The organism is Burkholderia sp. 22PA0099, from assembly GCF_047497165.1.
Taxonomy (GTDB): Bacteria; Pseudomonadota; Gammaproteobacteria; order Burkholderiales; family Burkholderiaceae; genus Burkholderia.
In genome coordinates this window covers 147,761-167,418 of record NZ_CP163164.1, presented here as the reverse complement: position 1 = coordinate 167,418, position 19,658 = coordinate 147,761, and the positions used below count along the sequence as shown (strand labels likewise).

15 protein-coding genes and 1 riboswitch are annotated in these 19,658 nt (G+C 67.8%); of the genes, 12 read left to right on the top strand and 3 right to left on the bottom strand.

The genetic code is table 11. From position 1 onward, the window contains the following. Positions 1–56 precede the first annotated feature (56 nt). From AB4851_RS00765 to AB4851_RS00750, 4 genes are all read left to right on the top strand, one after another. Complete coding sequence (locus AB4851_RS00765; RefSeq protein ID WP_414448017.1) at positions 57–1,319, top strand: HlyD family secretion protein; 1,263 nt, start codon at positions 57–59, stop codon at positions 1,317–1,319. Positions 1,320–1,330: 11 nt separating this feature from the next. Beyond that, the gene (locus AB4851_RS00760; protein WP_414448016.1) at positions 1,331–3,520 is read left to right on the top strand and encodes a peptidase domain-containing ABC transporter; all 2,190 of its coding nucleotides are present in this window, start codon (positions 1,331–1,333) and stop codon (positions 3,518–3,520) included. Further along, the gene (locus tag AB4851_RS00755) at positions 3,517–4,959 is read left to right on the top strand and encodes a TolC family protein (RefSeq protein WP_414448015.1); all 1,443 of its coding nucleotides are present in this window, start codon (positions 3,517–3,519) and stop codon (positions 4,957–4,959) included. The genes AB4851_RS00760 and AB4851_RS00755 overlap by 4 nt, the downstream gene beginning before the upstream one ends. Before the next feature lie 260 nt (positions 4,960–5,219). Continuing rightward, on the top strand, positions 5,220–6,488 hold the full coding sequence (locus AB4851_RS00750) for an IS256 family transposase (protein ID WP_414449142.1): 1,269 nt from the start codon (positions 5,220–5,222) through the stop codon (positions 6,486–6,488). Between the two features lie 129 nt (positions 6,489–6,617). Here the strand turns inward: AB4851_RS00750 and AB4851_RS00745 are convergent, their stop codons facing one another. After that, positions 6,618–7,508, bottom strand: a complete 891-nt coding sequence (locus tag AB4851_RS00745; protein ID WP_414448014.1) for an NmrA family NAD(P)-binding protein — start codon at positions 7,506–7,508, stop codon at positions 6,618–6,620. Positions 7,509–7,630: 122 nt separating this feature from the next. Here AB4851_RS00745 and AB4851_RS00740 point away from each other — a divergent pair, with 122 nt between their 5' ends. Continuing rightward, positions 7,631–8,536, top strand: coding sequence for a LysR substrate-binding domain-containing protein (locus AB4851_RS00740; RefSeq protein ID WP_414448013.1), 906 nt, complete (start codon positions 7,631–7,633; stop codon positions 8,534–8,536). Here the strand turns inward: AB4851_RS00740 and AB4851_RS00735 are convergent. Next, complete coding sequence (locus AB4851_RS00735) at positions 8,512–9,696, bottom strand: iron-containing alcohol dehydrogenase (RefSeq protein ID WP_414448012.1); 1,185 nt, start codon at positions 9,694–9,696, stop codon at positions 8,512–8,514. The two genes, AB4851_RS00740 and AB4851_RS00735, sit on opposite strands and share 25 nt — an antisense overlap. A 175-nt stretch (positions 9,697–9,871) precedes the next feature. Between AB4851_RS00735 and AB4851_RS00730 the strand changes: the two genes are divergently transcribed. From AB4851_RS00730 to AB4851_RS00720, 3 genes are all read left to right on the top strand, one after another. Continuing rightward, positions 9,872–10,447: a hypothetical protein gene (locus AB4851_RS00730; protein WP_414441451.1), complete on the top strand. Its 576-nt coding sequence runs from the start codon at positions 9,872–9,874 to the stop codon at positions 10,445–10,447. A gap of 13 nt (positions 10,448–10,460) precedes the next feature. Then, entirely contained in the window at positions 10,461–10,943 is a 483-nt protein-coding gene (locus AB4851_RS00725; protein ID WP_414441452.1) for a hypothetical protein, read from the top strand. A 186-nt stretch (positions 10,944–11,129) separates the two neighbouring features. Then, positions 11,130–11,474, top strand: coding sequence for a hypothetical protein (locus AB4851_RS00720; protein WP_414441453.1), 345 nt, complete (start codon positions 11,130–11,132; stop codon positions 11,472–11,474). Positions 11,475–11,576: 102 nt separating this feature from the next. On the opposite strand, the gene AB4851_RS00715 is transcribed toward AB4851_RS00720, so the two are convergent. After that, complete coding sequence (locus tag AB4851_RS00715) at positions 11,577–13,661, bottom strand: putative bifunctional diguanylate cyclase/phosphodiesterase (protein ID WP_414448011.1); 2,085 nt, start codon at positions 13,659–13,661, stop codon at positions 11,577–11,579. A 294-nt stretch (positions 13,662–13,955) separates the two neighbouring features. Then, positions 13,956–14,035, top strand: a riboswitch (cobalamin riboswitch). A 385-nt stretch (positions 14,036–14,420) separates the two neighbouring features. Here AB4851_RS00715 and AB4851_RS00710 point away from each other — a divergent pair. The 4 genes from AB4851_RS00710 to AB4851_RS00695 are packed head-to-tail and all read left to right on the top strand — an operon-like array spanning position 14,421 to position 19,510. Next, positions 14,421–16,652: a TonB-dependent receptor gene (locus AB4851_RS00710; protein WP_414448010.1), complete on the top strand. Its 2,232-nt coding sequence runs from the start codon at positions 14,421–14,423 to the stop codon at positions 16,650–16,652. A gap of 13 nt (positions 16,653–16,665) precedes the next feature. Continuing rightward, positions 16,666–17,457 carry an ABC transporter ATP-binding protein gene (locus AB4851_RS00705; protein WP_414448009.1) on the top strand — a complete coding sequence of 264 codons (792 nt, stop codon included), beginning with the start codon at positions 16,666–16,668 and terminating at the stop codon, positions 17,455–17,457. Between the two features lie 4 nt (positions 17,458–17,461). Then, the gene (locus AB4851_RS00700) at positions 17,462–18,475 is read left to right on the top strand and encodes an ABC transporter substrate-binding protein (RefSeq protein ID WP_414448008.1); all 1,014 of its coding nucleotides are present in this window, start codon (positions 17,462–17,464) and stop codon (positions 18,473–18,475) included. A gap of 21 nt (positions 18,476–18,496) precedes the next feature. Continuing rightward, positions 18,497–19,510 carry a FecCD family ABC transporter permease gene (locus tag AB4851_RS00695; protein ID WP_414449207.1) on the top strand — a complete coding sequence of 338 codons (1,014 nt, stop codon included), beginning with the start codon at positions 18,497–18,499 and terminating at the stop codon, positions 19,508–19,510. The last annotated feature ends 148 nt before the right edge of the window (positions 19,511–19,658 follow it).

Below are 19,658 nucleotides of genomic sequence, written 5' to 3'. Positions count from 1 at the left end.
GGCGGTGCCATCGTACGGTTCGTCATCCGAAACATTCCTGTTCCCACCAGCGCTCGATGTCCACCCGATCCCTGTTCCGAAGCGCTGCGCTGGATGCGCAGCGGGCGCCCATGCTGGGCGCCATCCTGCTGATTCGCCCCGTATCGATGAGCGTCCTGGTCGCGCTGTCGGTGGTGTCGGCCATCGTCCTGGTTCTGTTTTTCTCGCTCGGCAGCTATACGCGTCGTATCACGGTGGAAGGCACGGTGATGCCCGATGCGGGCCTCGTGAAGGTCTATGCGCCGCAATCGGGAACGGTGCTGCGCAAGCTGGTGGACGAAGCGGAACACGTCACCCGGGGAATGACGCTCTATACGCTGTCCGCCGACGTGCAGAGTGCCGCTGCGGGCGGCACGCGGGCCGCGCTGATCGAGCAGGACCGCCGCCGCAAGGCATCTCTGCTCGATGAAATCGACAAGACGCGGCTATTGCAGCAGGATGACCGCAGGGGCCTGGAGGAGAAGCTCGCGAGCCTGCGCTCGGCGCTGGCGCGGCTCGATCAGCAACTGGGCGAGCAGCGCCAGCGCGCCGCGATAGCCGCGGACGGCGTGGCGCGTTATCGGCGCCTGGCCGCTCAGGATTACATCTCGACCGACCAGCTCCAGCAACGCGAGGCGGACCTGCTCGACCAGCGATCGCGGCTGCTGGGCCTGCAGCGCGACCGTGAGGATATCGCGCAGACGCTCCGGGAGACCGGCACCGCCTTGTCGGGTCTCGCGCTCAAGCAGCAGAACCAACTGGCGCAGATCCACCGCGCCGTGATGGATGTCGAGCAGGGCGCCATCGAAAACGAAGCGCGACGCGAATTCGTGGTCACGGCACCGGAGGCCGGCACGGCCACCGCGCTGGTGGCCGAGGCCGGCCAGGCGGTCGACCCGCAGCACCCCGTGTTGAGCATCGTGCCCGACGGGGCGCATTGGCGCCTGCACCTGCTGGTGCCGAGCTCGGCCATCGGCTTCGTGCACGTCGGCGATGCCGTGAAGATTCGCTACCGCGCCTATCCCTATCAGAAATTCGGCCAATACACGGGGCATGTGCAGACGATCGCCCTGACCGCGTTGTCGGCCGCGGAACTCGGCGCGAGCAGCGAGACGGCGTCGTCCGGGGCGGGAACCTTCTATCGCATCGTGATCGCGCTCGATTCGCAGACCGTCATGGCCTACGGCAAGCCCCGTCCCTTGCAGGCCGGCATGACCGTGCAGGCGGACATACTCCAGGAGCGTCGGCGCCTCTACGAATGGGTGCTGGAGCCGCTTTACAGCGTCACCGGGAAATACTGATTCCAATCGCCATGCCCATTCTCGATTCACTCTCCTTTGGCGCGAGCCGCAGGCTGCCCTCCATACTTCAGACCGAGGCGGCCGAGTGCGGGTTGGCCTGTCTCGCGATGATTGCCGGGTACCACGGCCACCACGTCGATCTCGCCACGCTGCGAGGCCGGTTTCCCGTCTCGCTCAAGGGTGTCCACCTGGTCCGCCTGATCCGGATCGCGCAGACGCTCCAGCTGGAAACACGCGCGCTCAAGCTCGACCTCGACCGCCTCGATCGACTGCGCACGCCCTGCATCCTGCACTGGAATTTCAATCACTTCGTGGTGCTCAAGGAGATCGACAGCAAGCGTGCCGTGATCCACGATCCGGCCCAGGGTGTGCGGCAGGTTCCGCTCGACGAGCTGTCGCGCTGTTTCACCGGCGTGGCGTTCGAGTCGTGGCCGGCAAGCAGCTTCGAGCCGCGCAAGGAGAAGCCGGCGGTTCGCCTGCGTGCGCTGCTGGGCAAGGTGTCCGGCCTGAAGCGCTCGGTCGGGCAGGTGCTGGCGCTCGCGCTGGTGCTCGAGGTGTTCTCCCTGGTGCATCCGTTCTTCCTGCAATGGATCATCGACAACGCGATCGTCGGCGAGGATCGCGACTTGCTGAGCGTCCTGGCGATCGGCTTCGGGCTGCTGCTGCTGATCCAGCAGGCGACCAGCGTGATTCGCGCAGTGGCGCTGATGTATTTCGGCACCACGCTCGGCGTGCAGTGGCGCGCGAATGTGTTCACGCATCTGCTCAGGTTGCCGATGCGCTATTTCGAGCAGCGCCATCTCGGCGACATCGTCTCTCGCTTCAACTCGATCGACACGATCCAGCAGACCCTGACCACGTCCTTCCTGAGCGCAGTCATCGATGGGCTCATGACGGTGGTCACGCTGACGATGATGTTCGTCTACAGCCGCACGCTGGGAGCGGTGGCTCTGGGCGCGCTGGCTTGTTATGCGCTGTGGCGGGCGCTCTGGTACCGGCCCTTGCAGCTCGCTACCGAAGCCCGGATCGTACGGGCGGCCAAGCAGCAGAGCCACTTCCTGGAGACGGTCCGCGGTGTCAAGACCATCAAGCTGTTCAACCGGCAGGTGCAGCGCAAGGGCGGCTGGCAATCGCTGATGATCGACGAGGTCAACGCCGGCCTGACGGTACAGAAACTGCAACTGGTCTACCAGCAGTTGAGCGCGCTGATATTCGGCGTCGGCGAGATCCTCGTGATGTGGCTCGGTGCCCGCATGGTGATGGACGGGCACTTCTCGGTCGGTGCCTTGATGGCATTCAATGCCTACCGTGGACAATTCAACGACCGGGTTGGCAGCCTGGTCGACAAGTATTTCGACATGCGCATGCTGAGGCTGCAGGGCGAGCGGCTCGCCGACATCGTGTTTACGCTGCCGGAATCCGACGTGAATCCGCGGCGGGTGCCCGACGAAATGCAGGACCTCGCGGCCGGCATTGAGTTCGATGGCGTGCGCTTCGGCTATGCCGAAGGCGAACCGCTGGTGCTCGACGGCGTGTCCCTGGCCATCGCCTCAGGCGAATCGGTGGCGATCGTGGGGCCGTCGGGATGCGGAAAGAGCACCCTGATCAACGTGCTGATCGGTGCGGTGGCGCCGAGCGCCGGCGAAGTGCGTATCGGCGGCGTCGCCGTCGAACGGCTCGGCCTGGAGCGGTTACGCAACTTGGTCGGGACGGTGCTGCAGGACGACGTGCTGTTCGCCGGTTCGATCGCCGACAACATCAGTTTCTTCGACCCCGCCGCGGATCTGGCGTGGATTGCCGAATGCGCGCACGTGGCCGCCGTCCATGACGATATCGGTGCGATGCCGATGGGCTACAACACGTTGGTCGGCGATATGGGCACGGTCCTGTCCGGCGGCCAGAAGCAGCGCGTGCTGCTGGCCCGCGCGCTCTACAAGCGGCCGAGGATTCTGGTGCTCGACGAGGCAACCAGCCATCTCGACATCGAGCGAGAACGGCAGGTGAATGCCTCGATCAGCGCGCTGCGGATGACGCGCGTGATCGTCGCACACCGGCCGGAAACCATCGCCGCGGCCGGCCGGGCCATCGTGCTCGACGGCGGCCGGGTGGTGCTCGATCAAGCGATGTCGCCGGCCTTCGCGAATCATGGCGAGGAGGCTGCGCAGCCCGCGGCGCCTGCCGATGCAGGAGCGGGCCGATGAGGCGCGATGCCGGTCTGGCCGTGGCGATCGCGCTGCTGATGACGACGGCGCACGGCATGGCACCGCAGCAGTTCGACGTATTCGGCACGCGAGCGCAGGTGTCTGCGACGCCGAGCGCCGCGATGATCGGCGAGACCGAATGCCGTCCCTTGCCTGACGGGCAGCCGATCGACCTCGCCGATGCGATCCTGCAGGCCCTGTGCGCGAGTCCCCAGGCACGCGGCGCTTGGGCCAACGCGCGTGCGCAGGCGGCCGCGCTCGGCATCGCCGACGCCGCCTATCTGCCCCAGATGAGCGCGACAGCGGGCATTGAGCGCGATGCGCTGTCGAGCAGCTACGACGGCAGCGCGTTCGGCGATGGGGCGATTCGTCGTTCGCAGAACGCCTCGAGCCGATACGGCAGCCTGAGCCTGAATTGGGTGCTGTTCGATTTCGGCAAGCGCGCTGCCGCGCGGCGCCAGGCCGGCGCCTTGCTGGCCGCGGCCAATGCCACGCAGAGCGAGGTGCTCGAAAGCGTGATGCTCGACACGGCCCAGGCCTTCTATGCACTCGCCGATGCCCAGGCCCTGCTCAATGCCGCGGATCGCGCCGAGAATATCGCCCGCCTCAGCCTGGAAGCGGCCCGGGCGCGGCACGATGCCGGTGCGGGTACGCTCGGTGACGAGTTGCGGGCTCGCACCAGCTACCAGCGCAGCCTGCTCGATCGAGTGAGCGCGCAGGGCGACGTGCAGGTGGCTGACGGCGCCTTGGCGGTGGCGATGGGGCGGTACGCGAATACGCCGGTGAGGATCGCACCCGCGTCGAGCGATGAGGATACGGATCGCGAGACGCTGGCCGGAGTCGGGCAATTGATCGAGGAGGCTAAGCGCCGGCACCCGAGGTTGATTGCGGCGCGCGCGCAGGTCGAGGCGGCGCTCGCCGGCGCCGATGCCGCGCGCGCACAAGGCCGGCCGACGATCGCGCTGGTCGGCAGTCTGAGCCAGAATAATCCCTCTTACCAGCAACAACCGCAGGGCCTGCTGTCGCCCCGTCTGAGCACCAGCCGAGGCAGCACGCTCGGCGTGCAGTTGACGATTCCGCTGTTCGAGGGGTTCGCGTCCGGCTATCGCGTGGCGCAGGCCGATGCGCAGGCCGATGCGCGCCTCGCGGCCTTGCACGATACCGAGCTGCAGGTGTCGCTGGAGGTCTGGAAGCGCTATCACGAGGCGGAGACGAATGCAGCCAACCTGAAGAATGTGCGCGATCTGGTCGATAGCGCGGGCCGCGCGCTGAAGGTCGCGCAAGGCCGTTACCAGGAGGGCGTGGGCACCTTCAGCGAGTTGCTCGATACCCAGGTGGCGCTGGCCGATGCGCGCAGGCAGCGCGTGCAGGTGGAATCCCGATGGCGGAGCGCGCGGCTGCGCCTGGCGGCCAGCCTGGGGCGCTTGGGGCGGCCGTGAGGCGGGTAGCGGGGTGTTCGCCTCACGGGGGCCGCCCTACCTGAAAATTCCTGAACTGCCCTGGGTTTTGTTGAGGTGCCCATTCTCGAGAGAACGGTGCCACGAACAAGAAATCGAGCAAATTTCCCCCGGAAGTCCGGGAGCGCACGGTGTGCCTAGTACGCGAGCGGCGTAGCGAGCATTCCAGCGCGTTTTTTTCCCAGAGGACCTATCCGCGATTTCGTGGGCGGGGCATATCATGAGGAGTCGATTTCATGGATATGTCGATGAAAAAGAAGCGGACGGCGGCGTCTCAGGCAGCGGCCCGTGGGCCGCTGCCTGAACTGCCTGATGAGTTGATGGACCAACTGGTCAAAGGGCCGATGTCGCCTGGCGAAGTTCAGGACCTGATGCTGGCGTTCAATAAGGCCATCATCGAACGGGCGATGGGTGCCGAGATGAATCTGCATCTGGGCTACCCGTCAGGCCAGCTCAAGCCGCTCGGTCAGGCCAACGAGCGCAACGGCGCCAGTGGCAAGACCGTCATCACCGACCGCGGCCCGGTTCGTGTCGAGATTCCACGCGACCGGGACGGCAGCTTCGAGCCGATCCTTATTCCCAAGCACGAGCGCCGTTTTACCGGCTTCGACGAGCGCATCATCGCAATGTACGCGCGTGGCATGAGTGTGCGCGAGATCAAGGCGTTTCTGGCCGAAAGCTACGGAACCGAGGTCTCCCCCGATTTCATCAGCTCGGTGACCGACGAAGTCATGGCCGAAGCCTTCGCCTGGCAAAGTCGTCCGCTGGAGACGATGTATCCGGTGGTGTTCTTCGATGCGCTGCGGATCAAGATTCGCGACGACGGCATGGTCAGCAACAAGGCCGTCTACTTGGCGTTGGGCGTCCAGGCTGACGGCCAGCGCGACGTGCTGGGCTTGTGGATCGAGCAGACTGAAGGCGCCAAGTTCTGGCTCAAGGTATTCAACGAACTCAAGACGCGCGGCTGTCAGGACATCCTGATCGCCGTGGTGGACGGTCTGAAGGGCCTGCCCGAGGCGATCGCTGCGGTTTATCCCCGCACCACCGTGCAGACCTGCATCGTGCATCTGATCCGCAATAGCCTGGAATTTGCGAGCTATGCGGACCGCAAAAAGCTCGCCCAGGCGTTGAGGCCGATCTACGCTGCCGCCAGCGCGGAGGCCGCAGAGCAAGCGTTACGGGACTTTGCCGAAGGGCCGTGGGGCGCCAAATACCCGATGATCGTCCAATGCTGGCAGCGGGCCTGGGAGCACGTCACACCGTTCTTTGTGTTTCCGCCGGACATTCGACGGGTGGTTTATACGACCAACGCCATTGAGAGCTTGAACATGCAACTGCGCAAGATCATCAAGACGCGAGGCCATTTCCCGAACAACGAGGCGGCCGTCAAACTGCTCTGGCTCGCACTGCGCAACGTCCTGGCGAAATCGGTACGGAACACTTTCGATTGGAAATCTGCGATGAACCAGTTTGCTATTCTGTTCGGTGAACGATTTACGCAGGCCCGTTGAGCACGAGGGTTTTTAACCGCCTCGCCCACAAAAATGCGGACAGGTCCTTCCCAGACGGAACTCCATCGCCGCATCAAGTCCTGAAAGCCTTCATTGATCAGCTTCGCGATCCGCCGCCGCACACACCACTCAACCCGCCGCCCACTCCACCGCACATTCCTCCGCGAACTCCCGATACCCACGCGGCGCGCGCCCCAACAACGCCGTCAACGCATCGACGTCCCCCGCCGTCGCCACCGCACCGTCCTGCTGATACCGCTGCATCATCAGCCGCATGTCATAAACCATCCAGCCGGGCGCGAATGCCTTGAGCCGCGCATCCATCGCATCGAGATCGTCACCGCCATGGCGCACGACACGTTGCAGCGCCTGGCCCCAGATCGCCACAATCGCATCGGCCGTCAGCGCCTCGGGCCCGACCAGCTCGAACGTGGCGCGCGGCAGCGGCCCGGCGGCGTGCTCGCGGCGCAGCAGTTCGCGCGCGGCGGCGTCGCCGATATCACGCACGTCCACCATCGAAATGCCCTTCTGGCCGATCGGCATGCCGTACACGCCGTGTTCGAGCAGCGCATCCTTCAGGCGCACGTCGTTCTGCATGAAGTAGGCAGGGCGCAGCACCGTGGCCGGCAGATCCATCCGCTCGATCATGCGTTCCACCGTGTGCTTGCCGGTGAAGTGCGGCACGTCCACGTAGTCCGCGCCCTTGAACACCGACAGATAAACGATGCCCTTCACGCCTGCCTCGCGCGCCAGGCCCAGCGCCTGCAGCGCCTGGGTCAGTTCGTCGGCGGCGTTCGGTGCGAGCAGGAACAGCGTATCCACGCCTTGCAGCGCGGCGCGCATCGCGTCGAGATCGGCCAGTTCGCCCTTGACCGCCGTGATGCGCGGGTCGTCGAAGCGGGCCTTTTCGGGCGAGCGCGTCAGCGTGCGGATCGCGGCGCCGGCCGGCGCCTGGGCCTGCAAATGGGCGATGACCTGCTGGCCCACCACGCCGGTGGCGCCCGTTACGAGAATCGTCATGTCGTACTCCTGAATCGGTTGAGGGCCGCGGAAGCGCGGCCCGGTAGACAGAACGATATGCGTTCCATGAAATCACCGAAAGGCCGATAATCGAGACCTTTCGTCTCGTAGATGGAACGATCATGGATCTCGCTGCCCTGGCCGATTTCAACGCGGTTGCCGAGCACAAGGGCTTCGGCCCGGCCAGCCGCGCGCTCGATCGCCCGAAGGCCACCTTGTCGCGTCACGTGGCCGAACTGGAGCGCGCGCTCGGCGTGCGGCTGGTGGAGCGCGGCGCGCGCACGCTGCGTCTGACCGAAGAGGGCCTGGCGCTGCACGAGCGCACGCGCGGCCTGCTGGCCGAAATCAGCGAGGCGGGCGAGGCCGTGGCGGCGCGCGCGCCGGTGCCGAGCGGGCGGCTGCGTGTGAGTGCGCCGATGGTGTTCGGGCATGTGGTGTTGAGCCGGATCGCACCGACCTACGCACGGGCCTATCCGCAGGTGGAGCTGGAGATCGTCGCGGAAGATCGCATGGTCGATCCGGTGCAGGACGCGTTCGATCTGGTGATTCGCGTGAACCCGCCGCAGGACGCGTTGCTGGTGGGCCGCCGCATCGCCACCGATCGCCGCGTGCTGGTGGCGTCGCCGGGGCTCGCGTTGCCGGCCGCGCCGCGCGACCCCGACGCGCCGCTGGCGCTGCCGGCCGTGATCATGAGCAACGCGGCCGGCCAGACGCATTGGCCGGTGGAACTGGCGAACGGCCGGCCGTGCGTGATCGCGCCACGGCCGGTGTTGCGGATGTCGTCGCTGTTGATGGTGCAGCAGGCCGTGCTCGACGGTGCGGGCGTGGCGCTGCTGCCGGGGCTGCTGGCCGAGGCGGAAGTGCGCGCCGGCCGGCTGGTGCAGCTCGGCGTGGATGCCGGGCCGGCGGTGGAAATCTGGGCGCTGTACAGCTCGCGGCGGCTGCTCAGTGCCAAGGTGCGCGCGTTTCTCGACCTGTTGCAGCAGTTGGGCGGGATGCGCCCCTACGCGCCGGCGGCCTCGTCGTAGACATGCTCGAACGCGCGCCGGTAGATCTCCAGCGCGCTGCCTTCGTCGATCTCGCACGGGTTGTTGATCAGCAGCCGCTCCTGCTTCATCGCGTCGGCGGCCAGCCCGGCGAGGTCGCCCACGTCGATGCCCACCGCCTGCAGGTTCGCGGGCAGGCCCGCATCGCGCGCGAGCGACACCAGATGCGCGATGAACGCCTCGGCCTGCTCGTCCACGCTGCCGTGCGGCGCGAGCCCGATCAACTGCCCGAGTTCCGCGTACTGCTGCGCGGCGGCCTGCACGTTGAAGCGCAGCACATGCGGCAGCACCAGCGCGTTCGACAGCCCGTGCGGCACATGGAACACCCCGCCGATCGGATAGGCGAGCGCATGCACGCCGCCCACCGGCGCGTTGGCGAACGCCTGCCCGGCCAGCATCGCGCCGAGCAGCATGGCCGAGCGCGCGGCCAGATCGCCGCCGTCGCGGCAGGCGGGCAGCAGGTTGGCGGTCAACAGTTGCAGCGCCTTGCAGGCCAGATGATCGGACAGCGGGTTCTTCAGGCGCTTGCTGGTGTAGGCCTCGATCGCATGCACCATCGCGTCGATGCCGGTGGCGGCGGTGGCGGCGGCGGGCAGGCCCACTGTCAGTTCCGGGTCGAGATAGGCCGAATCGGCGTAGAGCTGCGGCGCGACCACGCCGCTCTTGGTGGTGGCGCCGGTGGTGACGATCGAGATCGGCGTGACTTCCGAGCCGGTGCCGGCGGTGGTGGGAATCTGCACCAGCGGCAGGCGGCCCTGGCGCACGCGGTTCACGCCGTACATCTCCTCCAGCGGCTGATCGCCCGCGCACAGCGTGGCCACCAGCTTGGCGACGTCCATCGACGAGCCGCCGCCCAGCCCGATCACGAGGTCCGCGCCGAAGCCGCGCGCGCGAAGCGCGGCCTCGCGCACCACGTGGTCGGGCGGATCGGCCACCACGTCGTCGATCACCAGCGTGTCCCAGCCGGCCAGCGCGAGGCTTTCGAGCGCCGGGGCCAGCGTGCCGCCGCGATGCAGGAACGCGTCGGTCACCACGCAGGCGCGGCTGCCCGCGTAGCGTTCGCGCAGCGTCTGGCCGAGGCGGCGCGCGATGCCGGGTTCGAGCACGATATGCGGAACGGTCTGAAACGAGAACGATTGCATGGGCGATGTCTCCGGCTGTTTTGAGGGGGCGGTCGGGCCGCGCGAGTCGAATCATGATACCGGCGGGGCGAGGCCCGCGCTGATCGCCGCGCGGCTTTCAACCCGAAAGCGAAGGTTCGCCATTCGGCGCGATTAACCGGTATGTCATAACGATTCGATGCACATCGATTAAAAAGTGAAATTTACCGATTCAAAATGGAATCTTAAAATCGCACGGCAATTTTTCCCCATTCAAAGAACCGGTAATCATCGAAACGATTTCAAGGCCGGTGGTTGGATTTACGCTGAAGATATTTACGTTTATAGTCGCCGTCGACCGATTCGGAATGACCGCAATTCACTCAGGAATACGACGATGGCCGACGCACCGAGCACACAATCGAATCCCCTTTCTCCGCGCCCGTCCGGCAAGCAGGGCTGGGTGACGGTCGATCCGTCCACGGTGCCGCCGGCTTCGCAAATGGCGCTGCGCAATGCGATCGCGCTTGAAAAGGCGCCCCCGACCGATTTTGGCGATTTGCTGTGGATCATGGCGCAGGAATCGAGCGGTGTGGTCAATTCGCGCAGCCAGGATTCGTCGGCGCGCGGCCTGTTCCGCTTGTTGCGCGCGCAGTATGGTTTGAATCCGAATGGCGTGAGTTCGTTCGGGATTGCGGTGCAGGAAGCGCAGGGCGGGCTGCGGTATATCTACGGCCGTTATCACAGCGCGGCGCATGCCAGGAAATTCTGGGAAATCCACCACTGGTATTGAGCGATTGAACGCGATGCCTGTCCTGCGCCTTGGCGCCGCCGTGCTGGTGTTCGCCGGATTGGCGAAACTGGCGCTGGCGGCCAACCCGGTACCGCGTTTCGACAATTTCCCCGCGGCCGACTGGCACGGCACCATCGTCGCCACGGCGATCCGCTCCACGCAGGATCGCCGCTTCGCGTCGCGGCTGCGCGAGTTGAGCGGCAAGGCGCCGAATTTCGCCGGGCACTACACGTTGAGCACCTGGGGCTGCGGGGCGTCGTGCGTGATGGCGGTGGCGGTGGACGCCAACACCGGCTTGACCGTCTGGCTGCCGTTCACCGTGTGCTGCTGGAATCCCGACGTCGAGGAGCCGGTGGGCTTCCGGCGCGACAGCAAGCTGGTGATCGTGCGCGGCAATCGCGATGAAACCGGCAACGGAACCTACTACTATCTATTCGATCAGAATCGCTTCACCCTGCTGCGCGGCGACGCCGAGCCGGGGAAACCGGGAAGCTGAGCGACAGGGCACACCCCGCCGGCACACCGCCGGGCCTGCGCGAACGCGCTGGCCCGGCGCTTTGTTTTGGGGCCTGGCAAGCGGCGCACGCGGGCCGTCTCTCGCGCGCAACGCCTTCGGGCTTGTTTTACCGGGGTTCGGTCATACTTGACGCCGACGTCGTGCAACACATCGAAGGTCCACCGCATGAACAAACCCGAATTCAGCGATATGGCGAGCGCGCGGCCCGAGCTGCTGTGCTATCTCGTCGCGATTGCCGCCGCGTCGTATGCCCTGACGCAGGAGTGGCGCGTCGACCACGTGGTGGATTGCTGCCGCCGCTGGCTCGACAAGCAGCAGGTCACGATGGGCTGGCTCGATCGCGTGCGCATCGGCCAGCTCGCGCTGAAGATCGCCAGCCGCGATCTGCTCGGCGCGGGCATCGCGGTGCGCCTGTCGAGCGTGACCGCCCTGTTCACGAGCGAAATGGAGTTGAACGAGGCGTCCACGATGGTGCAGCGGATGATGGTGCTGTGCCAGGAGGCGCTGTAACCGGTTTGAAGGGGGCGGCGTTCGCCGTCCCCGTTGCTGTCTCGCAGTGTTCCCGCTTCGACCCTTTCCCTTTCTTCCCTTCCGATCCCGGCGCGTGCCCGCTCAGGCCACCGTCGCCGCGCCGTTGCCCGAGCGCTCGCGGATCAGTGCCTCGAACGCCTCGGCCGTCAGCGGCAGGCCGAGCAGGAAGCCCTGCATTTCGTCGCAGTCCAGCGATTTGAGCTTGTCGAGCTGGGTGATGGTTTCCACGCCCTCGGCCACCACGTCCATGTCGAGCGAATGCGCGAGCGCGATGATCGCCGAGACGATCGCCGCGCCTTCCTTGCCGTGGCGATCCAGCCCGTTCGTGAAGAAGCGGTCGATCTTCAGTTGCTTGACGCGGAAGCGCTGCAGGTAGGCCAGGCTCGAATAGCCGGTGCCGAAATCGTCGATGGCGATCTCGAAGCCGTTGGTCTGGAAATCGCGGATCGCCACGATGGTGTGCTCGGCGTCCTGCATCGCCATCGTTTCGGTGATCTCGAAGATGATCTGCTGCGGCGCGACCTCCTCGTGCCGCACGATCTCCAGCATCGCGGCGGCCAGCCCCGGCTGCGCGAGCTGGCGCGTCGAGAGGTTCACGGCCACCTTGATCTCGGGCAGCCCGGCCCGGGCCCAGGCGCGGATCTGGCGGCAGGTCTCGCGCACCACCCAATAGCCGATCGGCACGATCTGCCCGGAGCGCTCGGCGATCGGGATGAAATCGAGCGGCGCGAGCGTGCCGAGCGTCGGGTGATGGAGCCGGATCAGCGCCTCGGCGCCGGTCAGCGCATGAGTGGCGCCGTGGAATTTCGGCTGGAAGTTGAGCGAGAAGTAATGGTTCGACAGCGCCTCGTGCAGCGCCTGCTGGATCTGCAGCGTGCGCAGCGCGGCGTCGTTCATGCCCACTTCGAAGAAGCGGAACGTGCCGCGGCCGGCGCGCTTGGCCTCGTACATGGCGGCGTCGGCGTGCTTGAGCAGCGTATCGACGCTGTCGCCGTCGCGCGGGTACAGCGCGATGCCGATGCTCGGCGTGACCAGCAGCGGCGCTTCGCTGCTCCAGGCGCTGTCGCGGGTGCGGTCGAGCACGCTTTCGGCGATCAGGCGCGCGTCCACCGCGCCGTTGATCGGCTCCACCAGCACCACGAATTCGTCGCCGCCGAGCCGCGCCACGGTATCGATGTTGCGCACGCAGGCGCGCAGCCGGTTCGCGAACGACACCAGCACCTGATCGCCGACCGAATGGCCGAGCGAATCGTTGATCGCCTTGAAGCCGTCGAGATCCATGAACAGCACGGCGAAGCCGGTCTGATGGCGGCGCGCCTGGTCGATCGCCTCGACGATCCGCGAATTCAGCGTGCTGCGGTTCGGCAGGCCGGTCAGCGTGTCGAGCGTGGCGAGCCGCACGATTTCGCCGTTCAGGTTGGTGACGGCGCGCGACAGGCGGGTGTTGCGCGCGTCGATGCGCGACAGCAGCAGCGTGACCACCAGGATCACCACGGTAAACAGCGAGACGGTGGTGGCGAGCCACGCCGAATCGATGCCGCTGGCCGCGCCGCACATGCTGCCGAGCGGGAATTCGGCGGCGGCCATGCCGGCGTAGTGCATGCCGCTGATGCCCACCGCCATCACGAGCGCCGCGCCGATCCGCGCGCGCATCGCCGACTGGCGCTGATCGTGGCGCAAGGTGCGCGCGATCGACAGCGCGGCGATCGAGGCCGCCACCGCGATCACCAGCGAGGCGGCCAGCCAGCCGGTCTGGTAGTGGATGCCGGGCTGCATGTGCATCGCGGCCATGCCGGTGTAGTGCATGCCCGCCACGCAGCCGCCCATCAGCGTGCCGCTGATCGCCAGGTCGAGCCGGTTGGTGTGGTTGTGGGTGGTGTAGTAGAGCGCCAGGTAGGAGACGATCACCGCGAGCGCCAGCGAGTAGGCGGTATCGACGATGTCGTAGCCGAGCGGGATCGGCAGCGTGAACGCCAGCATCGCGATGAAATGCATCGACCAGATGCCGGTGCCCATCGCCACCGCGCCGCCGGCCAGCCAGGCATGGCGCAGCGGCGAGCGGCCGAGCAGGGCGATGCGGCTGGTCAGATCGAGCGCGGTGTAGGACGCAAGGGTGGCGACCGCGAACGACACGACTACCAGTAAAAAATTGTACGAACCGTGCATGTTTTTCAAACGGTAGCCGGCGCGTGACGATTTTGCCGTCACGCGGCTACCGGATCGCGCGCAGGCACTGCGCCGCGATAAATAGGGGTGGATGCAACACTCGCAACGATTATTGCGAGTCCAGCATCATAGCCGTTGCGTGCGCCGATTCGGGGCCATAGAAAACGAAAACGCCGCGAAATCCCTCGATTTAACAATTGATCTCGCGCGCAATGGTGGTTTTTCGCCACGTTCGCCGATTGTCGGCGCTTGCGGCACCGTTTCTGTTCCCCCAGAATGGCGGCCGCCTAGCTTGGAAGCGGGTGCAAATCCCGCGCGGTCGCGCCACTGTGACCGGTCGTGCCGTCGCCCGACGGCCGTGCCGGAAGCCAGACCTGAGCTTCGCCTTGTCCATTCGTTTGTCCAACGGGGCGCGAAACCCCAGGAGATTTCCGCGTGATCCAAGCTGTCCGATATCGCGACGCCCGCCCTTCGTGCGCGCGCCGCGCCGATGTGTTTCCTGTCGTGTCGCGTGTTTCCCGTGTGTGCGTGCCGGCCAGCCGGGCCGATGGCCTTGGCCGCCGTGCGAGGCATGGTGGCTCGGCGGCCTAGCCGATCAGCCGGATTCGCCGGATTCGCCGTCATCGCGTCGTATCGACTGCGATGACGGAGGCGAATCGCCATGCCCGTTCCGTCACCTTTCGCACCGGCCGGCGGCCGCGCCTCGATGCGCGCGGCCCGGCTCCGGTGCGCCCGCTACACGCCGACACCCCGACAACCATGAAACGCACGTTCCGCATCCATTCCACCCGCGCGCCGCGCGCCGCCTCCCGTCACGCCTGCGCCGGCGTGGTCGCCGTCGCCTCGCTGTTCGGCGCGCCGCGCGTCGTGCTGGCCGACGAGGCCGCCCCGGCACCGCCGTCTTCTGCGTCCTCGGCTTCGTCCGCGCGGCGCGACGGCGCCACCGCCTTGCCGGCCGTCACAGTGGGCGCGTCGCGCGCGGCCACCGCCGGGTCCGATCTCGGCACGCCGGTTGCCGCCGGCAGCCGGCTCGGGCTGTCGAGCCTCGACACGCCCGCCAGCGTCGAGACGCTGTCCGGCGACCGCGTGCGCGAACGCGGCGACACCACCGTGCTCGACGCCGTCACGCGCGCGGCCGGCTTCGCCGCCGACGGCGCGCCCGGCAACGGCGGCACGGCGATGTCGGTGCGCGGCTTCAGCGGCCCCGAATCGGTCACGACGCTGTACGACGGCACGCGCATGATGGTCGGCGCCGGCACCGTGACGTTCCCGGCCGACACCTGGCAGGTGGACCGCATCGAGGTGCTGCGCGGGCCGGCCTCGGTGCTGTACGGCGAGGGCGGCATCGGCGGCGTGATCAACGTGGTGCCGAAGGCGCCGCAGCGCGAACGCTCGACCACCGTGCTGGTGGGCGCGGGCAGCTACGGCGAGAAACGCGTGGCGCTCGACACCACCGGCGCGCTCGGGCCGATGCTGTCGTACCGCTTCTACGTCAACGACGACCGCCGGAACGGCTGGGTGCCGCGCGGCGAATCGCACATCACGTCGGTGGGCGGCGCGCTGAAGCTCGACGTCGATCCGGCGCTGTCGTTCACGCTCGACTACGATTTCGCGCGCCAGAAGCCGATGACCTATTTCGGCGTGCCGACCGAGGGCGGCGCGCTGAACCCGGCGTTCGCGCGGCAGAACTACAACGTCGGCGACGCGTCGATTTCGTATTTCGACCGCTGGGCGCGCCTGGGCGCCACCTGGCGCGCCGCGCCCGGCGTGACGGTGCGCAACAGCCTGTACGGCATGCTGACCGACCGCCACTGGCACGATTCGGAAAGCTACGCGTTGCAGAACGACGGCTCGGTGCTGCGCAGCGACTACATCGAGATCACGCACCACGAGCGGCAGGTGGGCGACCGGCTCGACGCCACGTTCGACGGCCATCTGGCGGGCCGCCAGAACCGGCTGGTGGTGGGCGCGGAGTTCAACGACGTGACGTTCGTGGATGGCAGCAACACGCCGTTCAGCGGGCAATCGGTGGTGCCCGCGTTCGGCTTCGATCCGGGCGTGTTCGCCAGCCCCGACGCCACCGTGCCGGTGTTCCGCACGCACACGCGCCAGGCCGGCGTGTTCGCCGAGGATCGCGTGGAACTGAGCGACCGGCTGTCGTGGATCTCGGGCCTGCGCTACGACTACCTCGACTTCCACCGCGACACGTTCGCCACCGCCACGGCCGGCGCGTCGTCGTTCGACAAGACGTTCGGCCACACGAGCTGGCGCACCGGGCTGGTATTCTCGCTGACGCCCGATGTTTCGCTGTACGGCCAGTACACCACCGGCACCGACGGCGTCGGCTCGCTGATCACGCTGTCGAAATCGAGCAGCGCGTTCAACCTGTCGACCGGCGAGCAGTGGGAGGCGGGGCTCAAGCAGGCGTTCGCGGGCGGGCGCGGATCGTGGACGCTGGCGTTCTACCAGATCGTCAAGCGCAACCTCCTGAGCGCCGATCCGCAGAACCCGGGGCAGACGATCCAGGTGGGCAAGCAATCGTCGCGCGGCGTGGAATGGACCGGCGCGCTGCGATTGCCGCACGGCCTGTCGATCGATGCGAACGCGGCGTTCCTGCGCGCGCGCTACGACAACTTCGACGAATCGGTGGGCGGCGCGAGCGTATCGCGCGCCGGCAACGTGCCGATCAACATCCCGCAGCAGACCGCCAACCTCTGGGTGGACTGGGCCTTCGCGCCGGGCTGGCGCGCGGGCGCGGGCCTGCGCTATGTCGGCCGCCGCTATGGCGACACCGCCAACAGCGTGCATCTGCCGTCGTACACGCTGCTCGACGCCTCGGCGTCGTGGCGCGCCACCAAGGACCTGACCGTGTCGCTGTATCTGCACAACCTGACCAACCGCGTCTACGCGGAAACCAGCCAGAACGACGGCGGCGAATGGCTGCTCGGCGCGCCGCGCTCGGGCGGCGTGACCGCCACGCTGAAGTTCTGAACGAGGACGCGTGATGAGCGAGCTGCGCATCGATGGCCTGAGCTGGACGCCCGACGGCGCGGCCGGCGCGGCGCGCGCGCTGCTGCGGCAGATCGCGCTCGATGCGCGGCCCGGCGAACTGGTCGGGCTGATCGGCCCGAACGGCAGCGGCAAGACCAGCGTGCTGCGCTGCGCGTTCCGCTACGAGCGCCCGCACGCGGGCCGCGTGACGGTGGGCGGCGAGGACGTGTGGGCCTTGAGCGGCCGCCAGGCCGCGCGGCGCATCGCCGTGGTGCTGCAGGACCCGCCCGACGAGTTCGGGCTGACGGTCGGGCAGGTGGTGGCGATGGGGCGCACGCCGCACAAGCGCATGCTCGACGGCGACACGGCCGAGGACGTGGCGCGCATCGCGCGGGCGCTGGCCGACGTCGGGCTGGCCGATGCGCAGGCGCGCGCGTTCGCCACGCTGTCGGGCGGCGAGCGGCAGCGCGCGTTGCTGGCGCGCGCGCTGGTGCAGTCGCCCGAGTTGCTGATGCTCGACGAGCCGACCAACCACCTCGACCCGCGCCACCAGATCGCGCTGCTCGCGCTCGTGAAGCGGCTGCGCATCACCACGCTGGCCACCCTTCACGACCTGAACCTCGCCGCCGCGTTCTGCGACCGGCTGTTCGTGCTGGCCGACGGCGAGATCGTTGCGCAGGGCACGCCCGAGGCGGTGCTGACCGCGCCGCTGCTGAAGGCCGTGTACGGCGTGGATGCGCTGGTGGACCGGCATCCGCGCGGCGGCTACCCGCGCGTCACGTTGATCATCGATGAGGAAAACTGACGAAATGAAGACCGCGCCGATGAGGCCGCGCGCCCGGCGGATTCGCCATGCCGCCCATGCCGTTTGTACTGCCGCGCTGCTGACGAGCCTGCCCGCGTTCGCGGCCGGCCATTACCCGGTGACCGTGCACAGCTGCAACCGCAGCGTGACGTTCGCGCAGGCGCCCGCGCATGCCGTCAGCAACGACGTGAACCTGACCGAGATGATGCTCGCGCTCGGCCTGCGCGACCGGATGGCGGGCTACACCGGCATCGGCGGCTGGAAGACCGCCACGCCCGCGCTGCGCGCGCAACTGGCCGGGTTGCCCGAATTGGCGCGCCAGTACCCGGCGCTGGAGACGTTGCTCGCGGCCGGCGCCGACCTGTACGTGGCTGGCTGGAACTACGGGATGCGGGTGGGCGGGCCGGTCACGCCCGATTCGCTGGCGCGCTTCGGCATCGCGTCCTACGAGTTGACCGAATCGTGCTCGCACATCATGCCGCGCCCGCCCGCATCGTTCGACGACGTGTATGCCGACCTGCGCAATCTCGGCGCGATCTTCGACGTCGCGCCGCGCGCCGCGCAGACGATCGCCGCGATGCAGGCGCGCGTGGCCGCGGTGGCGCATGTGCTCGGGCCGCGCGTCGAGCCGGTGCGCGTGTTCGTCTACGACAGCGGCGGCGACAAGCCCTTCACCGCCGGCCGCTACGCCATGCCCGACGCGCTGATCCGCGCGGCCGGCGGCGTCAACGTGATGGACGATCTCGCGCAAAGCTGGGCGGCGGTCGGCTGGGAAAGCGTGGTGGCGCGCGATCCGCAGGCGATCGTGATCGTCGATTACGGCGCGCAGACGGCCGCCCAGAAGATCGCCTACCTGACCGGCAACCCGGCGCTGGCGAACGTCGCCGCGATTCGCGCGCGACGCTTCGTCGTGCTGCCGTACGACGAGGCCACGCCCGGCGTGCGCAACGCGGACGCCGTCGACACGCTCGCGCGCGGCCTGCATCCTGCCGCGTTCGCGGCGCCGGGCGGGAAGTAAGCGATGACGCGACAGGCGACGATGGGCGCGGCGAGGCGCATGCGGGCCGCGGGCTGGCTCGGTGGGTGGTTGCTGCTCGCGTCGATGCTGATCGCCACCGGCCTCGGGCCGGTGGCGATCGCGCCCGGCACGGTGGCGCGCGTGCTGCTGGCCCATTTCAGCGGTCATGCGGCGGCCGGCGTCGCGCCCGGCATCGATACGATCGTCTGGCTGATCCGGCTGCCGCGCGTGCTGCTTGGCGCGCTGGTGGGCGCCACGCTCGCGATGGTCGGCGTGGCGCTGCAGGCCGCCACCGGCAACCGGATGGTCGATCCGCATCTGCTCGGCGTCAGTTCCGGCGCGTCGCTCGGGGCGGTGGCGGCCACCGTCTGGTTCGGCGCGGCGTTCGGCTGGCTCACGCTGTCGGTGTTCGCGTTCGCCGGCGCGCTGGCCGCCACCGCGCTGGTGATCGTGCTGGGCGCGCGGGCCGGGCGGCTCGATTCGTCGCGGCTGCTGCTGTCGGGCGTGGCCGTGTCGTTCGCGATGATGGCGATGGCCAATCTGCTGATCTATCTCGGCGACCCGCGCGCGGCGCAGTCGGTGCTGTTCTGGATGCTCGGTGGTCTTGGCCTCGCGCGTTGGGCATTGCTGGCCGTGCCGGCCGTGTGCCTCGCGGCGGGTGCGTTGTTGCTGATCGGACGGCGGCGCGAGCTGAACGCACTGACCAGCGGCGACGTGGCCGCCGCCGCGCTCGGCGTGGATGTCTCGGCACGGCGGCGCGAGCTGTTCGTGGTCTGCTCGCTGCTGACCGCCGCCACGGTGGCCGTCAGCGGGGCGATCGGCTTCGTCGGGCTGGTGGTGCCGCACGTGTGCCGCCGCCTGTTCGGCGCCGAGCACGGGCGGCTGCTGCCGCTGGCGGGGCTGGGCGGCGCGATCGCGCTGGTGTGGGCCGACGTGCTGGCGCGCACGCTGATCGCGCCCGACGACCTGCCGATCGGCGTGATCACCGCGCTGATCGGCGGCGCGTTGCTGGTGGCGTTGGTGCGGCGCGGCTGACGCTCGCGGAGGCAGCTTCGCCGTGCCGGATCGTATGACACCGAAATGTCAAACCATTCGATGAAATGCGCGGGTTTTCTCCTCCATACCAGGGCAATCGGTCAATGGATCGGCGGCTATAGTCTCGCCGATTGTTGTGAACTGCGAA

Excerpts from the sequence above, each read along its gene's own strand:
- AB4851_RS00765 (WP_414448017.1), top strand. The coding sequence starts at position 57 with ATGTCCACCCGATCCCTGTTCCGAAGCGCTGCGCTGGATGCGCAGCGG.
- AB4851_RS00760 (WP_414448016.1), top strand. The coding sequence starts at position 1,331 with ATGCCCATTCTCGATTCACTCTCCTTTGGCGCGAGCCGCAGGCTGCCC.
- AB4851_RS00755 (WP_414448015.1), top strand. The coding sequence starts at position 3,517 with ATGAGGCGCGATGCCGGTCTGGCCGTGGCGATCGCGCTGCTGATGACG.
- AB4851_RS00750 (WP_414449142.1), top strand. The coding sequence starts at position 5,220 with ATGTCGATGAAAAAGAAGCGGACGGCGGCGTCTCAGGCAGCGGCCCGT.
- AB4851_RS00745 (WP_414448014.1), bottom strand. The coding sequence starts at position 7,508 with ATGACGATTCTCGTAACGGGCGCCACCGGCGTGGTGGGCCAGCAGGTC.
- AB4851_RS00740 (WP_414448013.1), top strand. The coding sequence starts at position 7,631 with ATGGATCTCGCTGCCCTGGCCGATTTCAACGCGGTTGCCGAGCACAAG.
- AB4851_RS00735 (WP_414448012.1), bottom strand. The coding sequence starts at position 9,696 with ATGCAATCGTTCTCGTTTCAGACCGTTCCGCATATCGTGCTCGAACCC.
- AB4851_RS00725 (WP_414441452.1), top strand. The coding sequence starts at position 10,461 with ATGCCTGTCCTGCGCCTTGGCGCCGCCGTGCTGGTGTTCGCCGGATTG.
- AB4851_RS00720 (WP_414441453.1), top strand. The coding sequence starts at position 11,130 with ATGAACAAACCCGAATTCAGCGATATGGCGAGCGCGCGGCCCGAGCTG.
- AB4851_RS00715 (WP_414448011.1), bottom strand. The coding sequence starts at position 13,661 with ATGCACGGTTCGTACAATTTTTTACTGGTAGTCGTGTCGTTCGCGGTC.
- AB4851_RS00710 (WP_414448010.1), top strand. The coding sequence starts at position 14,421 with ATGAAACGCACGTTCCGCATCCATTCCACCCGCGCGCCGCGCGCCGCC.
- AB4851_RS00705 (WP_414448009.1), top strand. The coding sequence starts at position 16,666 with ATGAGCGAGCTGCGCATCGATGGCCTGAGCTGGACGCCCGACGGCGCG.
- AB4851_RS00700 (WP_414448008.1), top strand. The coding sequence starts at position 17,462 with ATGAAGACCGCGCCGATGAGGCCGCGCGCCCGGCGGATTCGCCATGCC.
- AB4851_RS00695 (WP_414449207.1), top strand. The coding sequence starts at position 18,497 with ATGGGCGCGGCGAGGCGCATGCGGGCCGCGGGCTGGCTCGGTGGGTGG.